The 21262-nt window shown below is 72.5% G+C and carries 22 protein-coding genes and 1 pseudogene; 17 read left to right on the top strand and 6 right to left on the bottom strand.

What is annotated here, in order from left to right:
* The 4 genes and pseudogenes from GWI24_RS46865 to GWI24_RS18980 all read left to right on the top strand — a co-directional run.
* Positions 1 to 79: pseudogene (locus tag GWI24_RS46865) on the top strand (acyl-CoA synthetase); the annotation flags it as partial.
* Positions 80 to 195: 116 nt separating this feature from the next.
* Positions 196 to 792, top strand: a complete 597-nt coding sequence (locus tag GWI24_RS18990; protein WP_210947140.1) for a DUF5998 family protein — start codon at positions 196 to 198, stop codon at positions 790 to 792.
* Positions 792 to 2033 carry an alkaline phosphatase family protein gene (locus tag GWI24_RS18985; protein WP_210947139.1) on the top strand — a complete coding sequence of 414 codons (1242 nt, stop codon included), beginning with the start codon at positions 792 to 794 and terminating at the stop codon, positions 2031 to 2033. Before GWI24_RS18990 ends, GWI24_RS18985 begins: the two co-directional genes overlap by 1 nt.
* A gap of 58 nt (positions 2034 to 2091) precedes the next feature.
* Positions 2092 to 2736 (top strand): thymidine kinase, encoded by a 645-nt coding sequence (locus GWI24_RS18980; RefSeq protein WP_210947138.1) that lies wholly within the window; start codon positions 2092 to 2094, stop codon positions 2734 to 2736.
* 71 nt (positions 2737 to 2807) lie between these two features.
* Here the strand turns inward: GWI24_RS18980 and GWI24_RS18975 are convergent, their stop codons facing one another.
* Positions 2808 to 3581 carry a VOC family protein gene (locus tag GWI24_RS18975; protein WP_210947137.1) on the bottom strand — a complete coding sequence of 258 codons (774 nt, stop codon included), beginning with the start codon at positions 3579 to 3581 and terminating at the stop codon, positions 2808 to 2810.
* Between the two features lie 287 nt (positions 3582 to 3868).
* Here GWI24_RS18975 and GWI24_RS18970 point away from each other — a divergent pair, with 287 nt between their 5' ends.
* Positions 3869 to 4705: a sulfurtransferase gene (locus tag GWI24_RS18970; protein ID WP_210947136.1), complete on the top strand. Its 837-nt coding sequence runs from the start codon at positions 3869 to 3871 to the stop codon at positions 4703 to 4705.
* Positions 4706 to 4767: 62 nt separating this feature from the next.
* On the opposite strand, the gene sepH is transcribed toward GWI24_RS18970, so the two are convergent.
* Complete coding sequence (gene sepH / locus GWI24_RS18965) at positions 4768 to 5847, bottom strand: septation protein SepH (RefSeq protein ID WP_210947135.1); 1080 nt, start codon at positions 5845 to 5847, stop codon at positions 4768 to 4770.
* Positions 5848 to 6236: 389 nt separating this feature from the next.
* On the opposite strand from sepH, the gene GWI24_RS18960 reads away from it, so the two are divergent.
* Positions 6237 to 7199 carry a hypothetical protein gene (locus tag GWI24_RS18960; RefSeq protein ID WP_210947134.1) on the top strand — a complete coding sequence of 321 codons (963 nt, stop codon included), beginning with the start codon at positions 6237 to 6239 and terminating at the stop codon, positions 7197 to 7199.
* An 82-nt stretch (positions 7200 to 7281) separates the two neighbouring features.
* Here GWI24_RS18960 and GWI24_RS18955 read toward each other — a convergent pair whose 3' ends face one another.
* Positions 7282 to 8607: a D-arabinono-1,4-lactone oxidase gene (locus GWI24_RS18955; protein ID WP_210947133.1), complete on the bottom strand. Its 1326-nt coding sequence runs from the start codon at positions 8605 to 8607 to the stop codon at positions 7282 to 7284.
* Positions 8561 to 9817 (bottom strand): MFS transporter, encoded by a 1257-nt coding sequence (locus GWI24_RS18950; protein WP_210947132.1) that lies wholly within the window; start codon positions 9815 to 9817, stop codon positions 8561 to 8563. Before GWI24_RS18950 ends, GWI24_RS18955 begins: the two co-directional genes overlap by 47 nt.
* Positions 9818 to 9935: 118 nt before the next feature.
* Here GWI24_RS18950 and GWI24_RS18945 point away from each other — a divergent pair, with 118 nt between their 5' ends.
* Both GWI24_RS18945 and GWI24_RS18940 read left to right on the top strand, forming a co-directional pair.
* A complete protein-coding gene (locus tag GWI24_RS18945) occupies positions 9936 to 11087 on the top strand; it encodes a ferrochelatase (RefSeq protein WP_210947131.1) in 1152 nt (383 codons plus the stop codon).
* A gap of 194 nt (positions 11088 to 11281) precedes the next feature.
* Positions 11282 to 12082: an inositol monophosphatase family protein gene (locus GWI24_RS18940; RefSeq protein WP_210947130.1), complete on the top strand. Its 801-nt coding sequence runs from the start codon at positions 11282 to 11284 to the stop codon at positions 12080 to 12082.
* Between the two features lie 173 nt (positions 12083 to 12255).
* On the opposite strand, the gene GWI24_RS18935 is transcribed toward GWI24_RS18940, so the two are convergent.
* Positions 12256 to 12429, bottom strand: a complete 174-nt coding sequence (locus GWI24_RS18935) for a hypothetical protein (protein WP_020867951.1) — start codon at positions 12427 to 12429, stop codon at positions 12256 to 12258.
* A 361-nt stretch (positions 12430 to 12790) separates the two neighbouring features.
* Between GWI24_RS18935 and GWI24_RS18930 the strand changes: the two genes are divergently transcribed.
* The 4 genes from GWI24_RS18930 to GWI24_RS18915 all read left to right on the top strand — a co-directional run bounded on the left by GWI24_RS18930 (position 12791) and on the right by GWI24_RS18915 (position 16123).
* Positions 12791 to 13444 (top strand): response regulator transcription factor, encoded by a 654-nt coding sequence (locus GWI24_RS18930; protein ID WP_014055413.1) that lies wholly within the window; start codon positions 12791 to 12793, stop codon positions 13442 to 13444.
* A gap of 6 nt (positions 13445 to 13450) precedes the next feature.
* Entirely contained in the window at positions 13451 to 14698 is a 1248-nt protein-coding gene (locus GWI24_RS18925; RefSeq protein ID WP_210947129.1) for a HAMP domain-containing sensor histidine kinase, read from the top strand.
* 406 nt (positions 14699 to 15104) lie between these two features.
* Positions 15105 to 15407, top strand: coding sequence for a DUF4193 domain-containing protein (locus tag GWI24_RS18920; protein ID WP_009714537.1), 303 nt, complete (start codon positions 15105 to 15107; stop codon positions 15405 to 15407).
* A 14-nt stretch (positions 15408 to 15421) separates the two neighbouring features.
* Positions 15422 to 16123: a hypothetical protein gene (locus GWI24_RS18915; RefSeq protein WP_210947128.1), complete on the top strand. Its 702-nt coding sequence runs from the start codon at positions 15422 to 15424 to the stop codon at positions 16121 to 16123.
* 18 nt (positions 16124 to 16141) lie between these two features.
* Here the strand turns inward: GWI24_RS18915 and GWI24_RS18910 are convergent, their stop codons facing one another.
* The gene (locus GWI24_RS18910) at positions 16142 to 16588 is read right to left on the bottom strand and encodes a DUF3093 domain-containing protein (RefSeq protein ID WP_210947127.1); all 447 of its coding nucleotides are present in this window, start codon (positions 16586 to 16588) and stop codon (positions 16142 to 16144) included.
* Between the two features lie 59 nt (positions 16589 to 16647).
* On the opposite strand from GWI24_RS18910, the gene GWI24_RS18905 reads away from it, so the two are divergent.
* From GWI24_RS18905 to GWI24_RS18885, 5 genes are all read left to right on the top strand, one after another.
* A complete protein-coding gene (locus GWI24_RS18905; protein WP_210947126.1) occupies positions 16648 to 17229 on the top strand; it encodes a PaaI family thioesterase in 582 nt (193 codons plus the stop codon).
* The gene (dut, locus tag GWI24_RS18900) at positions 17226 to 17741 is read left to right on the top strand and encodes a dUTP diphosphatase (protein ID WP_210947125.1); all 516 of its coding nucleotides are present in this window, start codon (positions 17226 to 17228) and stop codon (positions 17739 to 17741) included. The genes GWI24_RS18905 and dut overlap by 4 nt, the downstream gene beginning before the upstream one ends.
* A 1-nt stretch (position 17742) precedes the next feature.
* Entirely contained in the window at positions 17743 to 18528 is a 786-nt protein-coding gene (locus GWI24_RS18895; RefSeq protein ID WP_210947124.1) for a DUF3710 domain-containing protein, read from the top strand.
* A gap of 265 nt (positions 18529 to 18793) precedes the next feature.
* Entirely contained in the window at positions 18794 to 19666 is an 873-nt protein-coding gene (locus GWI24_RS18890; RefSeq protein ID WP_210947123.1) for a hypothetical protein, read from the top strand.
* Positions 19667 to 19958: 292 nt separating this feature from the next.
* Positions 19959 to 21262: universal stress protein (locus GWI24_RS18885; RefSeq protein ID WP_210947122.1), on the top strand; the 1304-nt coding region annotated here is incomplete at its 3' end.

Genomic DNA, 21262 nt, shown 5'->3' with positions numbered 1-21262 from the left:
CGTTCTCGGCGCCTCGGCGCGGCTAGCCCCGCCGCCCCCGCGCACCGACCTCGGTCCCCGCCACATGCCCGCCTACTGAGCCGCCTGCCGAGTCGTCCGAACCCTGGTGTGCGGTCGTCCGAACCTTGGCGGGAGTCGTCCGAGCCTTCACGGGCACGGGCGCCCGTGTCGGCGTCGCCCCGTAGGATGGTGCACATGGCGAAGACCGGTACGACGACCCAGGGGCTGCGCGCGGCGATCGAGCGCAGCGGCTATTACCCGGCACTCGTGGCCGAGGCGGTGGAGGCCGCCGTGGGCGGCGAGCCCATCGCGTCGTACCTGGTCCACCAGGAGACCACCTTCGACGCCAACGAGGTCCGCCGCCATGTGACGGTGCTGGTCCTCACGGACAATCGCTTCATCGTCAGCCACACCGACGAGCAGGCCGCGGACGGCACCTCCCCGTCGCCGTACGCCACCACCTCCACCGAGTCCGTGAAGCTCCAGCGGATCTCCTCGGTCGTGCTCAGCCGCGTCGTCGCCAACCCCGAGTCGTACACCCCGGGCACGCTGCCCCGCGAGGTCGTGCTGACCATCGGCTGGGGCGCCGTCAGCCGCCTGGACCTGGAGCCCGCCGCCTGCGGCGACCCCAACTGCGAGGCCGACCACGGCTACACCGGCTCCTCCACCGCCGACGACCTCAGCCTGCGCGTCAGCGAGGCCGGGGACGGCCCCGACACCGTCCGTCAGACCCTCGCCTTCGCCCAGGCGCTCTCCGAGGCCACCGCGGCCACCCCGGACACCGGCCGCTGATGTCCGGCTCCGCCACCGGCCCGCTGCCCTCCACCGCCTCCTTCTGGCCCGAGCCCACCCCGCTCGACCCGCGCTCCGCGCCCCTGCCGCGGTACGGCACCGGCTCGCTCGCCGATCTGCTGCCCGCCGTGGCCGCCGGCCAGGAGGTCCCGGGGCTCTCCTCCGATCTGGTGCTGGCCCCCGCCGACCGCGTCTGCGTCTTCCTGGTGGACGGCCTCGGCTGGGAGCTGCTGCGCGCCCACCCCGACGAGGCGCCCTTTCTGGCCTCGCTGCTGCCGAGTTCGCTGAACGGTTCGGGGGAGCCGCTCACCGCGGGCTTCCCGTCCACCACCGCGACCTCGCTCGCCTCGGTCGGCACCGGACTGCCTCCCGGCGCCCACGGCCTGCCCGGCTACACGGTGCTGGACCCGGACACCGGCCAGCTGATGAATCAGCTGCGCTGGCAGCCCTGGACGGAGCCGCACGCCTGGCAGCCGTATCCGACCGTCTTCCAGCTCGCCGACGCCGCGGGCGTGCACACCTGCCAGGTCTCCGCGCCCACCTTCGCCGAGACCCCGCTCACCAAGGTCGCGCTCAGCGGCGGCACCTTTCACGGGCGGCTCACCGGTGAGGAGCGGATGGACCTCGCGGCCGACCAGCTCGGCGCCGCGGGCCGCTCGCTCGTCTACACGTACTACAGCGAGGTGGACGGCAAGGGGCACCGCTTCGGCGTGGACTCGCCGGAGTGGCGCGATCAGCTCCGCTATGTCGACGGGCTCGCCCAGCGGCTCGCCGAGCGGCTGCCGCCCCGCTCGGCGCTCTATGTCACCGCCGACCACGGCATGATCGACATCCCCTTCGACCCGGAGTCGCGCATCGACTTCGACGAGGACTGGGAGCTGCGCGCGGGCGTCTCGCTGCTCGGCGGCGAGGGCCGCGCCCGCCATGTGTACGCCGTTCCCGGCGCCGCGGGCGATGTGCTGGCCGTCTGGCGCGAGGTGCTGGGGGAGCGGATGTGGGTGGCCGGCCGTGACGAGGCCATCGAGGCGGGCTGGTTCGGCGGGCCCGGCGGTGCCGATGGCGGCGGTAAGGGCGTCGACGACCGGGTGTACCGGCGGATCGGCGATATCGTGGCCGCCGCGCGCGACGACGTCGCGATCGTCGCCTCGCACACCGAGCCGAAGGAGTCCGCCATGGTCGGGCTGCACGGTTCGATGACCCCCCTGGAGCAGCTGGTGCCGCTCCTCGAAGTACGCTCCTGAGCGCCCCCCGTTCACGCCGCCCCGGTCACCCCCGCCCTACGAAAGGCCCCGCCTCCTCATGCCCAAGCTGGTGTTCTTTTCCGGAACGATGGACTGCGGAAAGAGCACCCTCGCTCTGCAGATCCAGCACAACCGCTCGGCGCGCGGGCTCCAGGGGATGATCTACACCCGGGACGACCGGGAGGGCGAGGGCAAGCTCTCCTCGCGGCTCGGGCTGGCCACCGAGGCCATCGAGGTCGCCGACGACCTCGACTTCTACACCCATGTGGTCCAGGCGCTGACCGCCGGGGGCCGGGTCGACTACGTCATCGCGGACGAGGCGCAGTTCCTGACCCCGCCGCAGATCGACCAACTCGCCCGGGTGGTGGACGACCTGGAGGTGGACGTCTTCGCCTTCGGCATCACCACCGACTTCCGCAGCAAGCTCTTCCCCGGCTCCCAGCGCCTGGTGGAGCTCGCCGACCGGGTGGAGGTGCTGCAGGTGGAGGCGTTGTGCTGGTGCGGCGCCCGGGCGACGCACAACGCCCGTACCATCGGCGGCCAGATGGTCGTCGAGGGCGCCCAGGTGGTCGTGGGCGACGTCAACCGGCCGGGGAGCGAGGTCGGTTACGAGGTGCTGTGCCGGCGCCACCACCGGCGCCGGATGACGGCCGCCCGGGCGCGCGCCGCCGCCCTGTCGCCGGATGTGCTGCCCGTCGACTGACGGCGTCCTCCCGTGGCCCGGAGCCCGGCCCTCCGGCCGGCGCCCGGCTCATGGCCCCCCTGCCCTCCCGCTCATCCCTCCGTGCGCCGCACGACGGTGAAGGCGGCTCCCTCCGGGTCCCGCACCGTGGCCCGATGGCCGGCCGCTCCCCGCGACGGCGGCCGCACCACCTGACCGCCCAGCGCGGTCACCCGGCGCACCGTCTCGTCCACATCGTCCACCGAGAAGTGGGTCATCCAGTACGGGCCCCGGTCGCGCGGCAGGGCGTCGCCCACGCTCTGGATCGCGCAGACCGGCCGGCCGTCCAGCCACAGGGTGCGGCAGCCCGGCTCCTCCGGGGCCGCCGCCTCCGCCTGATAGCCGAAGACCATCTTGTAGAACTTCAGCACCCCGGTGCCGTCGCGGGTCAGCAGCTCGTGCCAGACCGGAGTGCCCGGCGCCCCGGGCTCCGCCGCCGCGTAGGTGCACTCCTGCCACACCCCGAACACCGCGCCCTCGGGGTCGGCGGCGATCAGCATGCGGCCGGCCTCGTCGGCGTCCAGCGGGCCCACCGCCACGGTGCCGCCGCACGCGCGGATCATCTCGGCGGTCTCATCGGCGTCGTCGGAGGCCAGATAGGTCATCCAGGCCACGGGCAGATGGCGTTCCGGAGGCAGCTCGCTCAACCCGGCGACCGGCCGGCCGCCCTGGACCGCGCGGACATACGCGCCGAGCTGCTGGGGGCCCGGCGTGAACTCCCAGCCGAACAGGGAGTGGTAGAAGTCCTGTGTCGCGGCAAGGCTGTGCACCATCAGACTCGTCCAGCAGGGCGTGCCCGGTGTGCGCCGAGTCGCTGCCTCGGTCATACGTCATTCTCTCCTCGGACCATCGTGGTGGACGTACGGCCCCGGGCCGGTCGGCGGCGCGGGGCGGTCGTGCGGAGGTGCTGATGCGGGGGGCCCGACAGATGTTTGCACCACCTGTCGCACATAGCGCCCTGGCGGAGCGGCAATTCGCCGTGCCTCGAAGCAGAATGCCCGAATTATTACCGCACATCCGTTTCGGCTTCATTGCGCTCTGGTGTCACCCGGACGTACACCGGGTGACCGGGTGGTCCAATCGACGCAGAGACACCTACGCAAGGATGATCCCTATGCATGCCATCATCACCGCATCCGATCTCATGAGCGAGCTGGCGGAGGATCATCCTCCGCTCCTGCTCGATGTGCGCTGGCAGCTCGGCGGGCCTCCCGGCCGCCCCGCATACGAGGCGGGGCATCTGCCCGGTGCCGTCTACGTCGACCTCGACACCGAGCTCGCGGGCCCGCCCGGAAAGTCCGGCCGCCACCCCCTGCCCGATCTTTCCGCGTTCGCGGCGGCGATGCGCCGGGCCGGGGTGAGCCAGGACCGGCGCGTGGTGGCGTACGACGGCGGACAGGGGTGGGCCGCGGCGCGCGCATGGTGGCTGCTGCGCTGGGCGGGGCATCCGTCCGTCCGGGTGCTCGACGGAGGTCTGCCCGCCTGGACGGCGGCCGGCGGCTCGCTGACCACCGAGGTGCCGGACGCGCCCGAGGGCGACTTCGTCCCGCGCCCCGGGGCGCTGCCGTTGCTGGAGGCGGACGACGCGGCGGCGCTCGCGCGGCGCGGGGTGCTGTTGGACGCGCGTGCGGGCGAGCGCTACCGGGGGGAGGTCGAGCCCATCGACCCCGTCGGCGGCCATATCCCGGGCGCGGTCTCCGCCCCCACGGCGGAGAACGTCACGGACGACGGCCACTTCCTGCCCGCCGAGCGGCTGGCCGAGCGGTTCGCGGCCCTGGGCGCCACCGGGGACGCCGAGGTCGGGGTGTACTGCGGCTCCGGGGTCTCGGCCGCGCACCAGGTGCTGGCGCTGGCGGTCGCGGGCGTTCCGGCGGCCCTGTACGTCGGCTCCTGGAGCGAATGGTCCTCGGACGGCGCCCGCCCGGTGGCCACCGGCCCCGAGCGGGGCTGACCACACCGACGGGCCCTGCCACCGGCGTGCGGTGGCAGGGCCCGTCGGCGCGGCGGCAGCCGCTACTCCTGCTTCTTGCGGCGGGTGCCGAAGACGATCTCGTCCCAACTCGGCACCGCGGCCCGGCGGCCCGGGCGGACGCCGTCCGCCTCCGCCTGGCGGTCCGTCGTACCGGTCAGCCGGTCGCGGTGGCCCGCCACCGAGCGCGGCATCAGCACATCCGCGTACGCCGAACCCGCGCTCGCCGCGGAGGCGGGCGGCTCGACGGCCTCCGGCTCCTCGGTGGGCTCGTCCGGCGGCGGGGCCGCCGACGCGACCGGCGCCTCGGGCACGACCATGTCGCCCCGGAAGTTGGGCACGGCCTCCAGCAGGCTGGTGAGCGAGTCCCGCTCGCCGAGACCGTCGTCCAGCGACACGGACGCGGACGCGGGTGCCGGGGCGTCGTCGTCGCCGAGGCGCTCGGGTGACGTCCGGTCCCGGTCCCGGTCCCTGTCGCGATCGCGGTCCCTGTCCCGGTCGCGCGGCAGCCGGGCGATCCGCGGCACGAACGGGAAGCTGGGCTCGGGCGTGTCGTCGGCCTCGCCGATCAGCGCCCGCGCCTCGTCGTCCACCGCCTGGACCAGCCGCCGGGGCGGGTCGTAGGTCCAGCTCGCCGAGTGCGGCTCACCGGCGACCCGGTAGACCAGCAGCACCTCCCAGGTGCCGTCGTCGCGCCGCCAGGAGTCCCACTGTGTGGTGTCCTTCTCGGCGCCGCGCAGCAACAGCCGCTCCGCGACGGCCTCGCCGAGCTGCGGTCCGGTGTTCTCGCCGGGGCGGCGCACGGGAGTCTTACGGGCGCGCTCGGCCATGAAGGCGCGCTCCGCGAGCACCGGGCCCTCGAAGCGCCGCACGCGGTCGACGGGGATGCCCGCCATCTGCGCGACCTCTTCGGCGGTGGCGCCGGCACGTATACGGGCCTGGATGTCACGGGGCCGCAGATGGCTCTCGACCTCGATCTCGATCTGGCCGAGCCGAGCGCGGTCGTTGCGCACCGCGGCGCGCAGTCGCTCGTCGATGGGAAGTGTGTACTCCGTGCTGTCCGCAGCCTTGAGCACCAGCCGTGTGCCGTCGTTGCTGACGGCCACGACACGCAGTTCGGGCATGGGGACCTCCCGGGTGGTGCCTGCCGACGTCACGGTTGCGTCGCTGCTCTCCCGCTAGACGAGTGTGGCCTGCCCGGGTGCAGCCTGCCACAACTTTGCCGAGTTGCCCGGGCCGGTTGATTGCCGCCCTCTGCCCCCTCCCGTTGGGTCCGGGCGGCCGGACGGGAAAGCGGGGCCAGGGCTCGCCACAGTACTCCATTCGGGCCGCTCAGGTAGAGCGGCACGCCAGCCGAGTTCATGGCCGGGAGGGGGATGGCAGCCTGAATCCTTCGAAGTGAGGCCCAATTTGGGTGGCAAGTTTCACAGAAACGACAGAATCGGAACGATCTGCTTCGTTTATCGGTCACTTCTCCCTGCAGGCTGGAACGAATGTCCAAGCGAGGCGGGAGATGCACGGCAAGGCCGACAGCGACGGACAACACAAGAGCAGGCGGATCGAGCTGAGCGTGGCCCAGGTGGCCGGCAGCGCGCTGGCGGCCGTCGCAGCCGCGGTGCTCGCGTCCAAACTGGGCGTCTACGGGACGATCCTGGGCGCCGGTGTGGTGAGCGTGGTGGCGACCGCGGGCGGCACCGTCTTCCAGCATCTGTTCCGGCGCACCGGTGAGCAGATCAAGGAGGTGCGGGTCCAGACGCGGCCGACCGGGCGCCGGCGGTACGGCGGTCCCGCCGGTCCGGCCGAGCCGGTCGCGCCCGCTGAGTCCGCCGAGCCGGTCGCGCCCGCCGCGCCCGCCGCGCCCGCCGCGCCCGCCGAGTCTGCTGAGCCCGCCGAGCCGGTCGCGCCGCCGCGGACCCCGGCCGCCGGTGAGTACGGCGAGCCGACCACGCACGGCGCCCGGCTGCGGGTCCGGCGGCGCCACGCCGTCGGGGCGGCCGCCGTCTTCGTCGCCGCCATGAGCGTGATCACGGGGATCGAGATGTTCTCCGGCGGCCCGGTGTCCAACGTCTGGGGGGAGAACCGGAGCGGAACCACCGTCAGCGACAGCGTGAGCGGCTCCTCGGGGTCGAAGTCCACCCCCGGCCCCTCGCGCCGGGACCCGACCGCCCCGTCGCGGAGCCCCGGCTCCTCCCGGGGCGGCGACGAGGCGCCGTCCCCGGACACCTCCCGCGGGGGCGGCGCGGCCGACGCCTCGACCGCGCCGACGTCCGACGCGTCCGGAGCGTCCGGCTCCGGCAAGGGCTCCGGCAAAGGCTCCGGCCAGAACGGCGGCACCGGCGGCGCGACCGCGCCCGGCACCTCCGCGCCCGCCACCCCGGGCCTCTCCCGGACCCCGTCCGGCGGTGCCACGGAGGGCGGAACGGACGCTTCCGGCGAGCCCGCGCCCACCACGCCCGGCGCCACCGACGCGCCGTGACCCGTCAGTCGGCCGACGGGCCGTGAGGCGTCAGTCGGCCGACGCGCCGTGAGGCGTCAGTCGGCCGACGCGCCGTGAGGCGTCAGTCGCCGAGCACCCGCCGCAGATAGTCGTTGGTGAACAGCCGGTCCGGATCCAGCCGGTCGCGCACCGCCGCGAACTCGCCGAACCGGGGATAGACCCCGGCCAGATAGGCGGCGTCGCGGCTGTGCAGCTTGCCCCAGTGCGGACGGCCGCCGTGCGCGATCATGATCTGCTCGGCCGCCGTGAAGTACGCCCGGTGCGGAGTGCCCCGGTACAGATGGACGGCGATGTACGCGGTCTCGCGCCCGGAGGCGGTGGACAGCGGGATGTCGTCGGCGGGCGCGGTGCGCACCTCCACCGGGAAGCTGACCCGCAGTCCTGACCGCTCGACGGTCGCCTTGAGCTCGCGCAGCACGGTGACCGCGGCCTCGCGCGGCACGGCGTACTCCATCTCCAGGAACCGCACCCGGCGCGGAGAGGTGAAGACTTTGTAAGGGATGTCCGTGTAGGTCCGGGCGGACAGGGCACGGCTGGAGATTTTGGCGATTCCGGGGATGGTGGCGGGGACCGCCCGGCCCACCGAACAGGCCACCTGGAAGATGCCGTTGGACAGCAGTTCGTCGTCCACCCAGCCGCTGACCCGGCCCACCGGTGCTGCGGGGCCGGTGCTGCGGTTGTTGCGCTTGGTGTTGCAGTTGCCGGTGTGCGGGAACCAGTAGAACTCGAAGTGCTCGTTCTCGGCCACGAGCTGTTCGAAATCGGCCATCACGCGGTCGAAGGGCATGGGCTCTTCGCGCGCCGAGAGCAGGAACTCCGGTTCCACCCCGAAGGTGATCTCGCTGACCACGCCGAGCGCGCCGAGCCCGATCCGGGCCGCCGCGAAGATCTCCGGGTTCTCCTCCGCCGAACAGCGCAGCACCGAACCGTCCGCCGTCACCAGCTCCAGACCCTTGATCTGGGCGGCGATCGAGGCGCTGTCCCGGCCGGTGCCATGAGTGCCCGTGGAGGTCGCCCCGGCCACCGTCTGCTCCATGATGTCGCCCATATTGACCAGCGACAGCCCATGGGCCGACAGCGTCTCGTTGAGCTGCCGCAGCGGTGTGCCGGCGGCGACGGTCACGGTTCCCGCCTCGCGGTCCAGCCCGCGCACCCCCGCCATCCGGTCGGGGCGTATCAGCAGCCCGTCGGTGGCGGCCGCGGTGGTGAAGGAGTGCCCGGTGCCCACCGCCTTCACCTTCAGCCCCTCCGCCGTCGCCCGGCGCACCATCTCTGCCAGCTCCTGCGTGGACGACGGGGCGACGATCCGCGCCGGGCGGGCCATCACGTTCCCCGCCCAGTTACGCCACACGCTGCTCCGTACGGTCTTCACGGTCCTGACGGCCATCCGCACCCGACCCCTCCCGCTGTGGCGCCGGCCGGAGCCGGCGGTACCCGAGGAACGCCACCGCGGCCGCGAGCGCCCCGGCCACGGCCGGCACCGCGTACCCCGCCCGGGCGCCGGCCGCGTCCACCACCCATCCGGCGGCCGACGAGCCGAGCGCCACCCCGACCGCGAGCCCGGTGCTCACCCAGGTCATCCCCTCGGTCAGATGCGCGCGTGGTACGTGCCGTTCGACAAGGGCCATGGTGGTGACCATCGTGGGTGCGATGGCCAGGCCCGCGACGAAGAGCGCCACGGCCAGGAACGGCAGGTTCCCGACCAGTTGGAGCGGGATCATACTCACGGCGATCGCACAAATACCCCACAACCAACGACGGGACACCGGACCGCTCAGCCGCAGCACCCCGAAGACCGCGCCTGCGAGGCAGGAGCCCGCCGCGTACACCGCCAGGACCAGACTGGCCGCGCCCTTGTGGCCCTCGTCCTCGGCGAAGGCCACCGTCACCACGTCGATCGCCCCGAAGATCGCGCCGGTCGCCATGAAGGTGGCCACCAGCACCTGGAGCCCGCGCGAGCGCAGCGCCGAACCGCCGGTGTGGTGCCCGCGCGGATGCGGTACGGGCTCGGTGGCCCGCTGGGCGGTCAGCGAGAAGACCCCGGCCGCCAGGAAGCAGGCCGCCAGCAGCGGGCCCGCCTCGGGGAACCAGGAGGTGGACAGCCCGATCGAGATGACCGGCCCGACGATGAAGCAGATCTCGTCGACGATGGACTCCCACGCGTACGCGGCGTGCAGCTCGCGCGGGGAGTCCTCGTAGATCGCCGCCCAGCGGGCCCGCACCATGGAGCCCACACTGGGCACACAGCCGGACGCGGCGGCGAAGACGAACAGCGTCCAGTCCGGCCAGCCCCGGTGCGCGCTCAGCAGCAGCCCGCAGACGGCGGTGAGCGCCACGAGGGTCGCGGGGCGCAGCACCCGGCGCTGGCCGTGCCGGTCGACCAGCCGGGAGATCTGCGGTCCGATGACGGCGGCGGAGAGCGCCAGCGTGGCCGACAGGGCGCCCGCGAGCCCGTACCGGCCGGTGAGTTCGGAGACCATGGTGACCACGCCGATGCCCGCCATGGACAGCGGCATCCGCCCGAGGAAGCCGGCCGCGGAGAACTCCTTGGCGCCGGGGGCGGCGAAGATCGCGCGGTAGGGGCTGGCACTGGGCAAGGCAGACTCCGCCGTGAGCAGGGTAAGGATCGTCGAGCGCTGATACAGATTACGGGCCGCCCCCGGTTCGCGCAGGGCCGTTTCCCGCCCGTCAGCGGCGGGTGGCAGGATCGGGAGCATGCCGGATCAGTCAGTACAGCCTGCCGCCGACCCCTATGACGCACTGCTGTTGCTCTCCTTCGGCGGTCCGGAGGGCCCCGATGACGTCGTGCCGTTCCTGGAGAACGTCACACGCGGGCGGGGCATCCCCCGCGAGCGGCTGAAGGAGGTCGGCCGGCACTACTTCCTCTTCGGCGGGGTCAGCCCGATCAACGCGCAGAACCGCGAGCTGCTGCACGCGCTGCGCAAGGACTTCGCCGAGCACGGCCTGGACCTGCCGGTCTACTGGGGCAATCGCAACTGGGCGCCGTATCTGACCGACACCCTGCGCGAGATGGCCGCCGACGGCCACCGCCGGATCCTGGTGCTGGCCACCAGCGCCTACGCCTCGTACTCGGGCTGCCGGCAGTACCGCGAGAACCTCGCGGACGCCCTGGCCGCCCTGGAGGGCGAGGGCCTGCCGCTGCCGCGCGTCGACAAGCTCCGGCACTACTTCAACCACCCCGGCTTCGTGCGGCCCATGGTGGACACCACGCTGGCCGCCCTCGCGGAGCTGCCCGAGGACCGGCGGGCCGGGGCCCACCTCGCGTTCACCACCCACTCCATCCCGACCGCCGCCGCCGACACCTCGGGCCCGGTGGAGGCGCACACCGGGGACGGGGAGGGCGGCGCGTACGTCGCCCAGCATCTCGATGTCGCCCGGCTGATCGCGGACGCGGTGCGCGAGGAGACCGGCGTCGAGCGCCCCTGGCGGCTGGTCTACCAGTCGCGCAGCGGCGCCCCGCACATCCCCTGGCTGGAGCCGGACATCTGCGATCACCTCGAGGAGCTGCACGGCGAGGGCGCGCCCGCCGTCGTCATGGTCCCGATCGGCTTCGTCTCGGACCACATGGAGGTCAAGTACGACCTCGACACCGAGGCCACGGCCAAGGCCGCCGAGCTCGGCCTGCCGGTCTCCCGCGCCTCGACCGTCGGCGCCGACCCGCGGTTCGCCGCGTGCGTGCGCGATCTGGTGCTGGAGCGCGCGGCCACCGAGCGCTTCGCCGAGGGCCGGGCGGCAGCCGCCCCGGAGCGCTGCGCCCTGGGCGCCCTCGGCCCGAGCCATGACGTGTGCCCGGTGGGCTGCTGCCCGGCCCGGTCGCCGCGCCCCGCCGCCGCGGGCGCCGACTGACCGCGCACGCCCGCACGCCCCGGGCTCCGACCGGCGGGCGCCGACTGACCGCGCACGCCCGCACGCCCCGGGCTCCGACCGGCGGGCGCCGACTGACCGCGCACGCCCGCACGCCCCGGGCCCCGGCCGACCGCGCCCACCGCCCCGGCCCGCCACCGCCGCTCGCCCCTCCGGGCAATCCGCTAAGGAGCACGATGACCGACCCGCTCATGACCGAACTCCTCGAGACGGCGCTGGAGGCCGCCCGCGGCGCGGGGGACCTGCTGCGCGACGGCCGCCCGGCCGACCTCGGGGTGGCGGCCACCAAGACCAGCCCGATCGACGTCGTCACCGAGATGGACATCGCCGCCGAGAAGCTGATCACCGACCTCCTCGCGCGCCGCCGCCCGCAGGACGGAGTGCTGGGGGAGGAGGGCTCCAGCAGCGAGGGCAGCAGTGGGGTGCGCTGGGTGATCGACCCGCTCGACGGCACCGTGAACTATCTCTACGGCCTGCCGTCGTGGGCGGTCAGCATCGCCGCCGAGAAGGACGGCGAGACGGTCGCCGGGGTGGTGATCGCCCCGGTGCGCGGCGAGACCTTCCACGCGGTCCTGGGCCAGGGCGCCTGGCGGAACGGGGAGCAGGTGCACTGCCGCCCCGCGGCGCCGCTCGAGGAATCGCTGATCGGCACCGGCTTCGGGTATGTGCGCGAGCGCCGCATCGGGCAGGCCAGGGTCCTGGGCGGGGTGCTGCCGCGGGTGCGGGACATCCGGCGTGGTGGATCGGCCGCCATCGATCTGTGCGATGTGGCCTGCGGTCGGCTCAACGGCTACTACGAGCGCGGGCTCAACCCCTGGGACTTCGCGGCCGGTGCGCTCATAGCGCGCGAGGCGGGCGCGCTCACCGGAGGGCGGCCGGGCGTCCCGGCCTCCACCGAGCTGACCATCGCCGCCGCCCCCGGCCTCTTCGAGCCGCTGCGGGGGCTTCTGGACGACCTGGGCGCCTGGCACGACTGATCCCGCCCCCGGCCCCCTCCACACACACGGAAGCGCCCCGGAGTCACGAGGACACCGGGGCGCTTCGGCGTGGTTACCGGAGGTTTTCTGGATCACCATCCGGCGGTGAATGGGAATCGGTCACACGGTCACATGGAATCCGGATCTGGATCGGGTCCGGAATCCACAAGGGATCAAGCGAACGAGGCGCTTACTTCGACGCCGTGCTCGGCGGCGAGGCGACGGAGGTCTTCCAGCTCCGACTGCTCCACGTCCACAAGAAAGTCGTCGCCCGTCTCACGGGCGCGAATGAGATCGGACTTGGTGTTCTCTATGCGCTGCAGAATGCCTGCGGTGAACGCGTCCATGTTGCGCCCCCTCGTCGTGGGTCGGTGGCACGGGGGTGTGCCGACAGCGGGTTGATCACGTGAGTGGCCCCTGCCGACGGCAATGCCAGCCAGATATGCCGGGGACAGGGCGTGATCGCGGGTGTGCAGTCGTCCTCCCCACCCCGTCTTCGGGGGAAACCTCCGGACCCGAAAGAATCTGAATTCGGCGTTCCGGCCGCCGCGGACCCGTCCGCCGCGGCCATGATCCGCACTCGGGATCCCGCGGCGACCCTCTTACCGCCGGTTTATGAGACTTCGAGGCAGGATGGAGGCGCCGAACACTCATCGAGTTCGGCGAGATCACCCCGCCCACTGCGGCAATCATGGAAGGACCAACGACGTGCGCGTACTCGTCGTCGAGGACGAGCAGCTGCTCGCCGATGCGGTGGCCACCGGACTACGCCGGGAGGCCATGGCCGTCGACGTCGTGTATGACGGAGCCGCCGCCCTGGAGCGGATCGCCGTCAACGACTATGACGTCGTCGTCCTCGACCGGGACCTGCCCCTCGTGCACGGCGACGACGTCTGCCGCAAGATCGTCGAACTCGGCATCCCCACCCGTGTGCTGATGCTCACCGCCTCCGGCGACGTCAGCGACCGGGTCGAGGGCCTGGAGATCGGCGCGGACGACTATCTGCCCAAGCCCTTCGCCTTCAGCGAACTGATCGCGCGCGTCCGGGCGCTCGGCCGCCGGACGACCGTCGCCCTGCCGCCCGTCCTGGAGCGTGCCGGGATCAAGCTGGACCCCAACCGCCGCGAGGTGTTCCGGGACGGCAAGGAGATCCAGCTGGCGCCGAAGGAGTTCGCGGTGCTGGAGGTGCTCATGCGCAGCGAGGGCGCCGTGGTCTCCGCGGAGCAGCTGCTGGAGAAGGCCTGGGACGAGAACACCGACCCGTTCACCAACGTGGTGCGGGTGACCGTGATGACCCTGCGCCGCAAGCTGGGCGAGCCCGCCGTGATCGTCACTGTCCCCGGCTCGGGTTACCGGATCTGATCAGGCATGGCGACGACTCCGACCCCGCTGCCGCCGACGGTGCCGCCCAAGCCCAGCTGGGACCCGCAGGCCGGCTCGCGCCCCAACCCCTGGCTGCGCCCCACGATCCGGATACGGCTCACCCTGCTGTACGGCGGGATGTTCCTGATCGCCGGGGTGGTGCTGCTGACGATCATCTACCTGCTGGCCGCCCAGGCCCTGCACGTCGGCAACGAGCTGCCGTTCAAGCTGGTCGGCGGCAGCGTCCAGCCGACCAACAACACCTGCCCCGAGATCATCGGCCAGAGCAGCCCCGACCAGTTCAACGCGGTCCTGAACACATGTATGAAGGAGCAGCGCCAGTTGGCCCTCGACGGGCTGCTCCGCCGCTCCCTGATAGCCCTCCTGGGCCTGTCCGTGATCGCCTTCGCCTTCGGCTACGCGATGGCCGGGCGGGTGCTCTCGCCGCTCGGCCGGATCACCCGGACCGCGCGCCAGGTGGCGGGCTCGGACCTGTCCCGCCGGATCGAGCTGGACGGCCCGGACGACGAGCTCAAGGAGCTCGCCGACACCTTCGACGAGATGCTGGCGCGCCTGGACCGGGCGTTCACCGCCCAGCAGCGGTTCGTCGCCAACGCCTCGCACGAGCTGCGCACCCCGCTGGCGATCAACCGCACCCTGCTGGAGGTGCAGCTCTCGGACCCCCAGGCGTCCCCCGAGCTGACCCAGCTGGGCAAGACCCTGCTGGCCACCAACGAGCGCAGCGAGCAGCTGGTGGAGGGCCTGCTGCTGCTGGCCCGCAGCGACAACGAGATCGTCGACCGCAAGCCGGTGGACCTCGCAGAGGTGGCCTCCCAGGCGCTGGAGCAGGTGCGGGCGGAGGCGGAGGACAAGGGCGTGGAGCTGCGCGGGCAGCGCGCCCCCGCGGTGGTCCAGGGCAACGGGGTGCTGCTGGAGCGGATCGCGCTGAATCTGGTCCAGAACGCGGTGCGGTACAACGTGGCCCAGGACGGCTGGGTGGAGGTCACCACCGAGAGCCGGCAGGGCCAGGCCGTGCTGGTGGTCGCGAACACCGGCCCGGTGATCCCCGCCTACGAGATGGACAACATCTTCGAGCCCTTCCGCAGGCTCCGTACGGAGCGCACCGGCAGCGACAAGGGCGTCGGCCTCGGGCTGTCGATCGCGCGCTCCGTGGCGCGCGCCCACGGCGGCCGCATCGCGGCGGAGCCGCGCGAAGGAGGTGGCCTGGTGATACGGGTGGTGCTGCCGGTGTGACGCCGGAGAGCGCGCGGCCGGGGACCCGCGGGGATGTGTTCGCTTTGGGCGGAATTTTCGGGATCCGCCCACCCGAGGTAGGCTGTGTGATCGATCACATGGGCGATTTTCCGGCCATATACTCTGTGTGATCGTCACGGTTGACGGAAAGCCGGGAAAATCCGGGTTTTCAGGGGCCGTGATCACGGGAAGTACACGTCATGGCGCATGTGAGTGCGACATTCGGACCGTGTACGGTCCCGATGGCCATCCAACCCGATCACCTCTTCAGGGGTGCGGTTGGGTGTCGATTGAGTAACAGACCTTGATGTGAGGCAAAATCTCCGCCTCGGGTCGGGCACAAGTCCGGCCTCTCACGCGTTACGTGCGCTGGAGACACCACAGACACCCAGAGGGGGAGAGCGACATGGCAACGGATTACGACACCCCACGCAAGACCGACGATGACGTCAACGAGGACAGCATCGAGGAACTGAAGGCCCGGCGGAACGACAAGTCCGCGTCCACCGTCGACGTGGATGAGTTCGAGCAGGCCGAGGGCCTGGAGCTGCCCGGTGCGGACCTCTCCAACGAGGAGTTGTCCGTCCGGGTCCTGCCCCGCCAGGCCGACGAGTTCACCTGCATGAGCTGCTTCCTCGTGCACCACCGCAGCCAGCTGGCCGCCGAGACCAAGAACGGCCAGCCGATCTGCCGCGACTGCGCGGCCTGAGCCGCGGGGTCGGCGTGGAGGCGGAACACGACGACATGAACGAGACCGGGCGAGGCCGGATGGCCTCGCTCGCGACCGCTGTCGGCCGTGGGGTGCGACGAGGCGGTGAGCGCGCGAGAGCGGGGGTCTACGCGGTCGCCGACCGGATCATCGCGAATGCTCCACGCATCGCTGTCCGCGATCTCGCGACGCTGCGCAAGCAGTTCCCGGGGCTGGGCCCCGAAGAGCTCGCGGACAAGCTGGTGGCCGGTGCCGCGGGCGGCACCGCCACAGTGGGCGCGGGCGTCGGTGCCGCGGCGATGCTGCCGGCCCCGCCCGCCATGCCCACCGAGCTGGCCGCCGAGATCGTCGGCGTGGCCTCCATAGAGTTCAAGCTGATCGCCGAGCTGCACGAGGTCTACGGGGTGCGTGCGCCCGGCTCCACGCGCCAGCGCGCCGTCGCCTACCTCGGCGCCTGGGCCGAGGAGCGCGGTATCGACGTCGCCCAGCCGGCGACCGTCAACGCGGCTCTCGGCGTCCAGATGAAGCGCGAGCTGCGGCAGCAGGTCCTCAGACGCAGCTTCCGGAACATGCCGTCCCTGGCGCCCTTCATGGTCGGCGCGGCCGTGGGAGCCGCGATGAACCGGCGCGACACCAAGAAGCTCGCGCGCAAGGTCCGCAAGGATCTGCGGGCCAAGCAGATCCCCTGGGACCTCCCCGTAGCCCTGGAGAAATGAGCTCCTCGCGCGCCCCTGTCACGCCGAGCGCACGGCCGTGAGCGCGGCGGCGAGCGCCTCCGGATTCCGTGTGGACACATACACATACGGTGTTGGGTCCTCCGGATCGGTGACATCCACCCGCAGCGCGGTCGGGATGTAGCTGCGCAGCAGCATGAACGCCCGCGGATCGGCCTTGTAGGTCCGCCAGGCGGCCGCCTCCGCGGCGTCCAGCACCTGGGGCGTCCCCAGCGCCGACACCGGGATCTTCGCCTCGCCGGCCACCAGCGAGTCAGCCACCACGCGCACCCGCGCCGAGCCGTACGAACTCACCGCCACACAGGCCAGTGCCGCCCCGCCGATCAGCCCGCCGAGCATCGGCAGGGTGCCGAACGGCAGCATGATCAACCCCACTGAGACTCCCATCAGGACGGCGATGAACCACCAGGAACGGGGCGCGCTGAGGCGTTCTTCGTAAGGCTGCATGCGTATCAGCTTGGCACGGCCGCCGACCCGGACAGTTCTCGCGGGTAAGGTCAGCCGTTGTGAGTGGACGAACGACAGGGCTGACGCCGCCGGAGGACTCCAAGGCCCCCGTGCGCCACCCCGACGCGCCCGCGCCCGGGGAGGCCCTCGGCGCGCACTACGACCAGTGCTTCGGCTGCGGCGACCAGGCGCGGGGCCTGGGGCTGACCACACGGGCGGGCGAGGGCGTGAGCGTCACCGCCGAGTTCACCGTGCGCGGCGGCCATCAGGGCGCGCCGGGCCTGGCCCACGGCGGGGTGCTGGCCGCGGCGCTGGACGAGACGCTCGGGTCGCTCAACTGGCTCCAGCGGGTGATCGCGGTGACCGGGCGGCTGGAGACGGACTTCGTACGGCCCGTGCCGGTCGGCGCCGGGCTCCACCTGGAGGCACGGGTGAACGCCGTGCACGGCCGCAAGATCTACTGCTCGGCCACGGGCCGGATCGACGCCCCCGACGGCCCCGTCGCGGTGCGGGCGCAGGCCCTCTTCATAGAGGTGCGGGTCGACCACTTCATCGAGAACGGCCGGGCGGAGGAGATCGACGCGGCGCTCGCCGATCCGGATCAGGTGAAGGTCGCGCGCGCTTTCGAGGTGAACCCATGAGCCCGCTCCCCGTCGACGTGCTGATCCGCAGGGTGGACCCCGAGGTGCCGATCCCGGGCTACGCCCACCCCGGCGACGCCGGGGCCGACCTGGTCACCACCGAGCCCGCCGAGCTGGCCCCCGGGGAGCGCGCGGTTCTGCCCACCGGAGTGTCTATCGCGCTCCCGGACGGGTATGCCGCCTTCGTGCATCCACGGTCCGGACTCGCCGCGCGCTGCGGCGTCGCCATGGTGAATGCCCCGGGGACCATCGATGCCGGGTACCGTGGAGAGATCAAGGTGATCGTGGTCAATCTGGACCCGCGCGAGAGCGTGCGGTTCGAGCGCTTCGACCGGATCGCCCAATTGGTCGTCCAGCAGGTCGAGAAGGTGCGCTTCCAGGAGGTGGCGGAGCTTCCCGGGTCGGCGCGGGCCGAAGGGGGCTTCGGGTCCACCGGCGGTCATGCCGCCGTGGACGGCACAACGGGTGGGAATGGATACGCTTCGGTCGGTTCCGACCGGGAAGGACGATGACGTGTTCGGACGTCGCCGCAAGCGCAGCAAGGAGGACGTCGAGTCGCTCGACGTGACCTCCGACGAGTTGGCCGAGGACGCGGAGGACGCGGAGGGCGCTGAGGACACCGCCGCACCCGTGGAGAGCGGGCGGGTGAGCCTGCCGCCGGCCCCGCGCCCCGAGGGCCCCTGGGACGTGTCCGAGGTGCGCGAGCCCGGCGAGGGCCGGGTGGACCTCGGTGGTCTGTTCGTGCCCGGCGTGGAGGGCATGGAGCTGCGGGTGGAGGTCGCGGGGGACGCGATCGTCGCCGCGACCGTGGTGCTGCGGGACAGCGCCGTGCAGCTCCAGGGGTTCGCCGCGCCCAAGAAGGAAGGCATCTGGGGCGAGGTGCGCGACGAGATCGCCACCGGCATCACCCAGCAGGGCGGGATCGTGGACGAGGTCGAGGGCCCGCTCGGCTGGGAGCTGCGCGCCCAGGTGCCGGTGCAGCTCCCGGACGGCAAGAACGGTGTGCAGGTGGTCCGCTTCGTCGGCGTGGACGGGCCCCGCTGGTTCCTGCGCGGTGTGATCTCCGGGCAGGGCGCGGTGCAGCCCGAGACCGGCAGCCTCCTGGAAGCGATCTTCCGGGACACGGTCGTGGTGCGCGGCGAGGGCCCGATGGCCCCGCGCGACCCGATCGTCCTCAAGCTGCCGGACGACGCCCAGATGGTGCCCGACGGGGTACAGCAGGACGAGGCACAGGGCTCGCGGTTCGCGGGCGGCGCCGACCGGCTCCAGCGCGGCCCGGAGATCTCCGAGGTGCGCTGAGCCGCCCTCGCGCACGAGAGCTCGTACACGGCAGCTCGCGTACGGCAGAGCACCAAGGCCCGGAAGGGGCCCGGGGCAGGGCCCCCGGGCCCCTTCGGCATGTTCCGGAGCCCTCCCTTCGGGTTTTCGGGGTTTTCCCGGAACCCGTTGAACACACCCGCCGCACCGGCCGTACTCATGGGCGCGAGACCTTGTGACGCTCCGAGGGGGAGAAGGCGCGTCGCGAGAACACCCCCTGTCCGACCTCAACGAGGTGAGTGATCAGATGTCGCGTGGCCTTCCGTTACTCCACCGCCGGAGAATCCTCCTCTCCGGGGCGATCGGCGGTATCACCTGTGCGGCCGTCGCGGTGGGAGCCGCCATGGCCGGTCAGGACGGCAGTGGCGACGCCGGCGCGTCGACCAAGGCGGCCTCGGCCATCAGCTGCCCCGCCGTCGCCGGTTCCCTCCCGGAGATCCCGGCGGAGGCCCGGGCCGAGGTGGACCGCAACCTCGCCCTGCTGGACACCCAGCTGGCGGAGGCCAACAAGCGGCTCAGCACCAGCCAGGGCGAGGGCGGCCCCAACTTCGTGCAGAACGCCATCCTCGGGCCGCTGGCGGACAAGCGGAAGTCCACCCTGGACCGCATCGCGATCTCCATAGGACGGCACGCCGAGAAGCCGGCGGGGCTGGACGCGCTCGCCGAGTGCACGCTGTCGGACGGCGGGGCGGGAGCGGGCTCCGACACCGGCGCGGGCGGCGAGGCGGGCGGCGCCGCGAGCCCGACCGCCGCCGCTTCCCAGCCCGCGGAAGAGCAGGGCGGGGGAGCGGAGCAGGGCGGCGGGGCCGGCGCAGGCTCCGGCCAGACCATCAGCTGCCCCGATGTCGCCTCCGGGATCGGCGACGTACCGGCCGCCGCCCAGGCCGAGGTGGACCGCAATATCGCGCTGCTCCAGACCCAGCTCGACGAGGCCAACAAGCGGCTGGCCTCCTCCGCGGGCGAGGGCGGCCCCAACTTCGTACAGAACGCGATCCTCGGCCCGCTGAAGGACAAGCGCGCCTCGACGATCGACCGCATCGAACTCTCGATCTCCCGCCAGGGCTCGACCGCCCCCTCCGGTCTTGACGCCTTGGCGGGCTGCTCGCTCGCGTCCGGCTGAGCCGACGGCGTAAGGCCCGGCCCGATGTGAGCGTCTACCGGTGGGCCGTACTCTTCTCTGCGGAGTACGGCCCACCGGCTTTTTCCCGGGGTTTGCCCCGAGGCGTTCGGGCTTTGCCCCGAGGTGTTCGGGCGGCGCCGCGCGTCAGAGACGCGTCAAGAGGGCGCCGCCGGCCGTAAGGGAGGCGTCAAGGGACGGCCGGTCCGGCCGGGGGCGGGGTTTGCTCGACGGGTATCGCCCGCCGGAAGCTCGCCGAGCGCTCAGGCGCCGTCCGAACAGGGAAAATAGGGGCATGGGACGCGGAAAGTTGCGGATCTACCTCGGTGCGGCACCGGGTGTCGGCAAGACCTACGCGATGCTCTCCGAGGGGCACCGCCGGGTCGAGCGGGGCACGGACCTCGTGGTCGGCTTCGTGGAGCACCACGGCCGCCGGCGCACCCAGGTGATGATGCACGGGCTCGAGGAGGTGCCCCGCCGGGAGGTGGAGTACCGGGGGTCCGTCTTCAGCGAGATGGACGTGGACGCGGTGCTGGCGCGCCGCCCCGCCGTCGCGCTCGTCGACGAGCTCGCCCACACCAACGTCCCCGGCTGCCGGAACGAGAAGCGCTGGCAGGACGTCGAGGAGCTGCTGCGGGCGGGCATCGACGTCGTCTCCACCGTCAACATCCAGCACCTGGAGTCGCTGGGGGACGTGGTGGAGTCGATCACGGGGGTGCGCCAGCGCGAGACCGTCCCGGACGAGGTGGTGCGCCGGGCCGACCAGATCGAGTTGGTCGACATGTCGCCCCAGGCGCTGCGCCGCCGCATGGCGCACGGCAACATCTACGCGCCCGACAAGGTGGATGCCGCGCTGTCGAACTACTTCCGGCCCGGGAACCTGACCGCGCTGCGCGAGCTGGCCCTGCTGTGGACCGCCGACCGGGTGGACGAATACCTCCAGCAGTACCGCGACGAGCACTCCATCCGCTCCACCTGGCAGGCGCGTGAGCGCATCGTCGTCGGGCTGACCGGCGGCCCGGAGGGGCGGACGCTGATCCGCCGGGCCGCCCGGATGGCGGCCAAGGGCTCCGGTAGCGAGATCCTCGCCGTCTACATCGCCCGCAGCGACGGCCTGACCTCGGCCTCGCCCAAGGAGCTGGCGGTCCAGCGCACCCTCGTCGAAGACCTCGGGGGCACCTTCCACCACGTCATAGGGGAGGACATCCCCCGGGCGCTGCTGGAGTTCGCCCGTGGGGTCAACGCGACCCAGATCGTGCTCGGCTCCAGCCGCCGCAAGACCTGGCAGTACATGTTCGGACCCGGGGTGGGCGCCACCGTCGCCCGGGAGTCCGGGCCGGACCTGGACGTCCACATCGTCACCCATGACGAGGTCGCCAAGGGCCGCGGGCTGCCGGTGGCGCGCGGCGCCCGGCTGGGCCGCTCCCGGCTGATCGCGGGCTGGGTGGTCGGGGTGGCCGGACCGGCCCTGCTCACGCTGCTGCTCACCAGCACCGGGGCCACCCTCGCCTCGGAGGCCGGGCCCGGGTTCGCCAACGAGGTGCTGCTCTTCCTGTTCCTCAATGTGCTGGCCGCCCTGCTGGGCGGCATGGTGCCCGC

The sequence above is a fragment of the Streptomyces sp. MK37H genome (genome assembly GCF_018035285.1).
Lineage (GTDB): Bacteria > Actinomycetota > Actinomycetes > Streptomycetales > Streptomycetaceae > Streptomyces > Streptomyces endocoffeicus.
The sequence above is the reverse complement of the archived record's forward strand: the minus strand, read 5'-3'. Positions and strand labels throughout refer to the sequence as shown.

Bases quoted from the DNA above. Each gene is read 5' to 3' on its own strand.
- dut (WP_210947125.1), top strand. From the start codon at position 17,226: ATGAGCCCGCTCCCCGTCGACGTGCTGATCCGCAGGGTGGACCCCGAG.
- GWI24_RS18935 (WP_020867951.1), bottom strand. From the start codon at position 12,429: ATGGACGCGTTCACCGCAGGCATTCTGCAGCGCATAGAGAACACCAAG.
- GWI24_RS18925 (WP_210947129.1), top strand. From the start codon at position 13,451: ATGGCGACGACTCCGACCCCGCTGCCGCCGACGGTGCCGCCCAAGCCC.
- GWI24_RS18975 (WP_210947137.1), bottom strand. From the start codon at position 3,581: ATGACCGAGGCAGCGACTCGGCGCACACCGGGCACGCCCTGCTGGACG.
- sepH (WP_210947135.1), bottom strand. From the start codon at position 5,847: ATGCCCGAACTGCGTGTCGTGGCCGTCAGCAACGACGGCACACGGCTG.
- GWI24_RS18955 (WP_210947133.1), bottom strand. From the start codon at position 8,607: ATGGCCGTCAGGACCGTGAAGACCGTACGGAGCAGCGTGTGGCGTAAC.
- GWI24_RS18920 (WP_009714537.1), top strand. From the start codon at position 15,105: ATGGCAACGGATTACGACACCCCACGCAAGACCGACGATGACGTCAAC.
- GWI24_RS18970 (WP_210947136.1), top strand. From the start codon at position 3,869: ATGCATGCCATCATCACCGCATCCGATCTCATGAGCGAGCTGGCGGAG.
- GWI24_RS18960 (WP_210947134.1), top strand. From the start codon at position 6,237: ATGCACGGCAAGGCCGACAGCGACGGACAACACAAGAGCAGGCGGATC.
- GWI24_RS18910 (WP_210947127.1), bottom strand. From the start codon at position 16,588: ATGCAGCCTTACGAAGAACGCCTCAGCGCGCCCCGTTCCTGGTGGTTC.
- GWI24_RS18985 (WP_210947139.1), top strand. From the start codon at position 792: ATGTCCGGCTCCGCCACCGGCCCGCTGCCCTCCACCGCCTCCTTCTGG.
- GWI24_RS18940 (WP_210947130.1), top strand. From the start codon at position 11,282: ATGACCGACCCGCTCATGACCGAACTCCTCGAGACGGCGCTGGAGGCC.
- GWI24_RS18945 (WP_210947131.1), top strand. From the start codon at position 9,936: ATGCCGGATCAGTCAGTACAGCCTGCCGCCGACCCCTATGACGCACTG.
- GWI24_RS18980 (WP_210947138.1), top strand. From the start codon at position 2,092: ATGCCCAAGCTGGTGTTCTTTTCCGGAACGATGGACTGCGGAAAGAGC.
- GWI24_RS18890 (WP_210947123.1), top strand. From the start codon at position 18,794: ATGTCGCGTGGCCTTCCGTTACTCCACCGCCGGAGAATCCTCCTCTCC.
- GWI24_RS18990 (WP_210947140.1), top strand. From the start codon at position 196: ATGGCGAAGACCGGTACGACGACCCAGGGGCTGCGCGCGGCGATCGAG.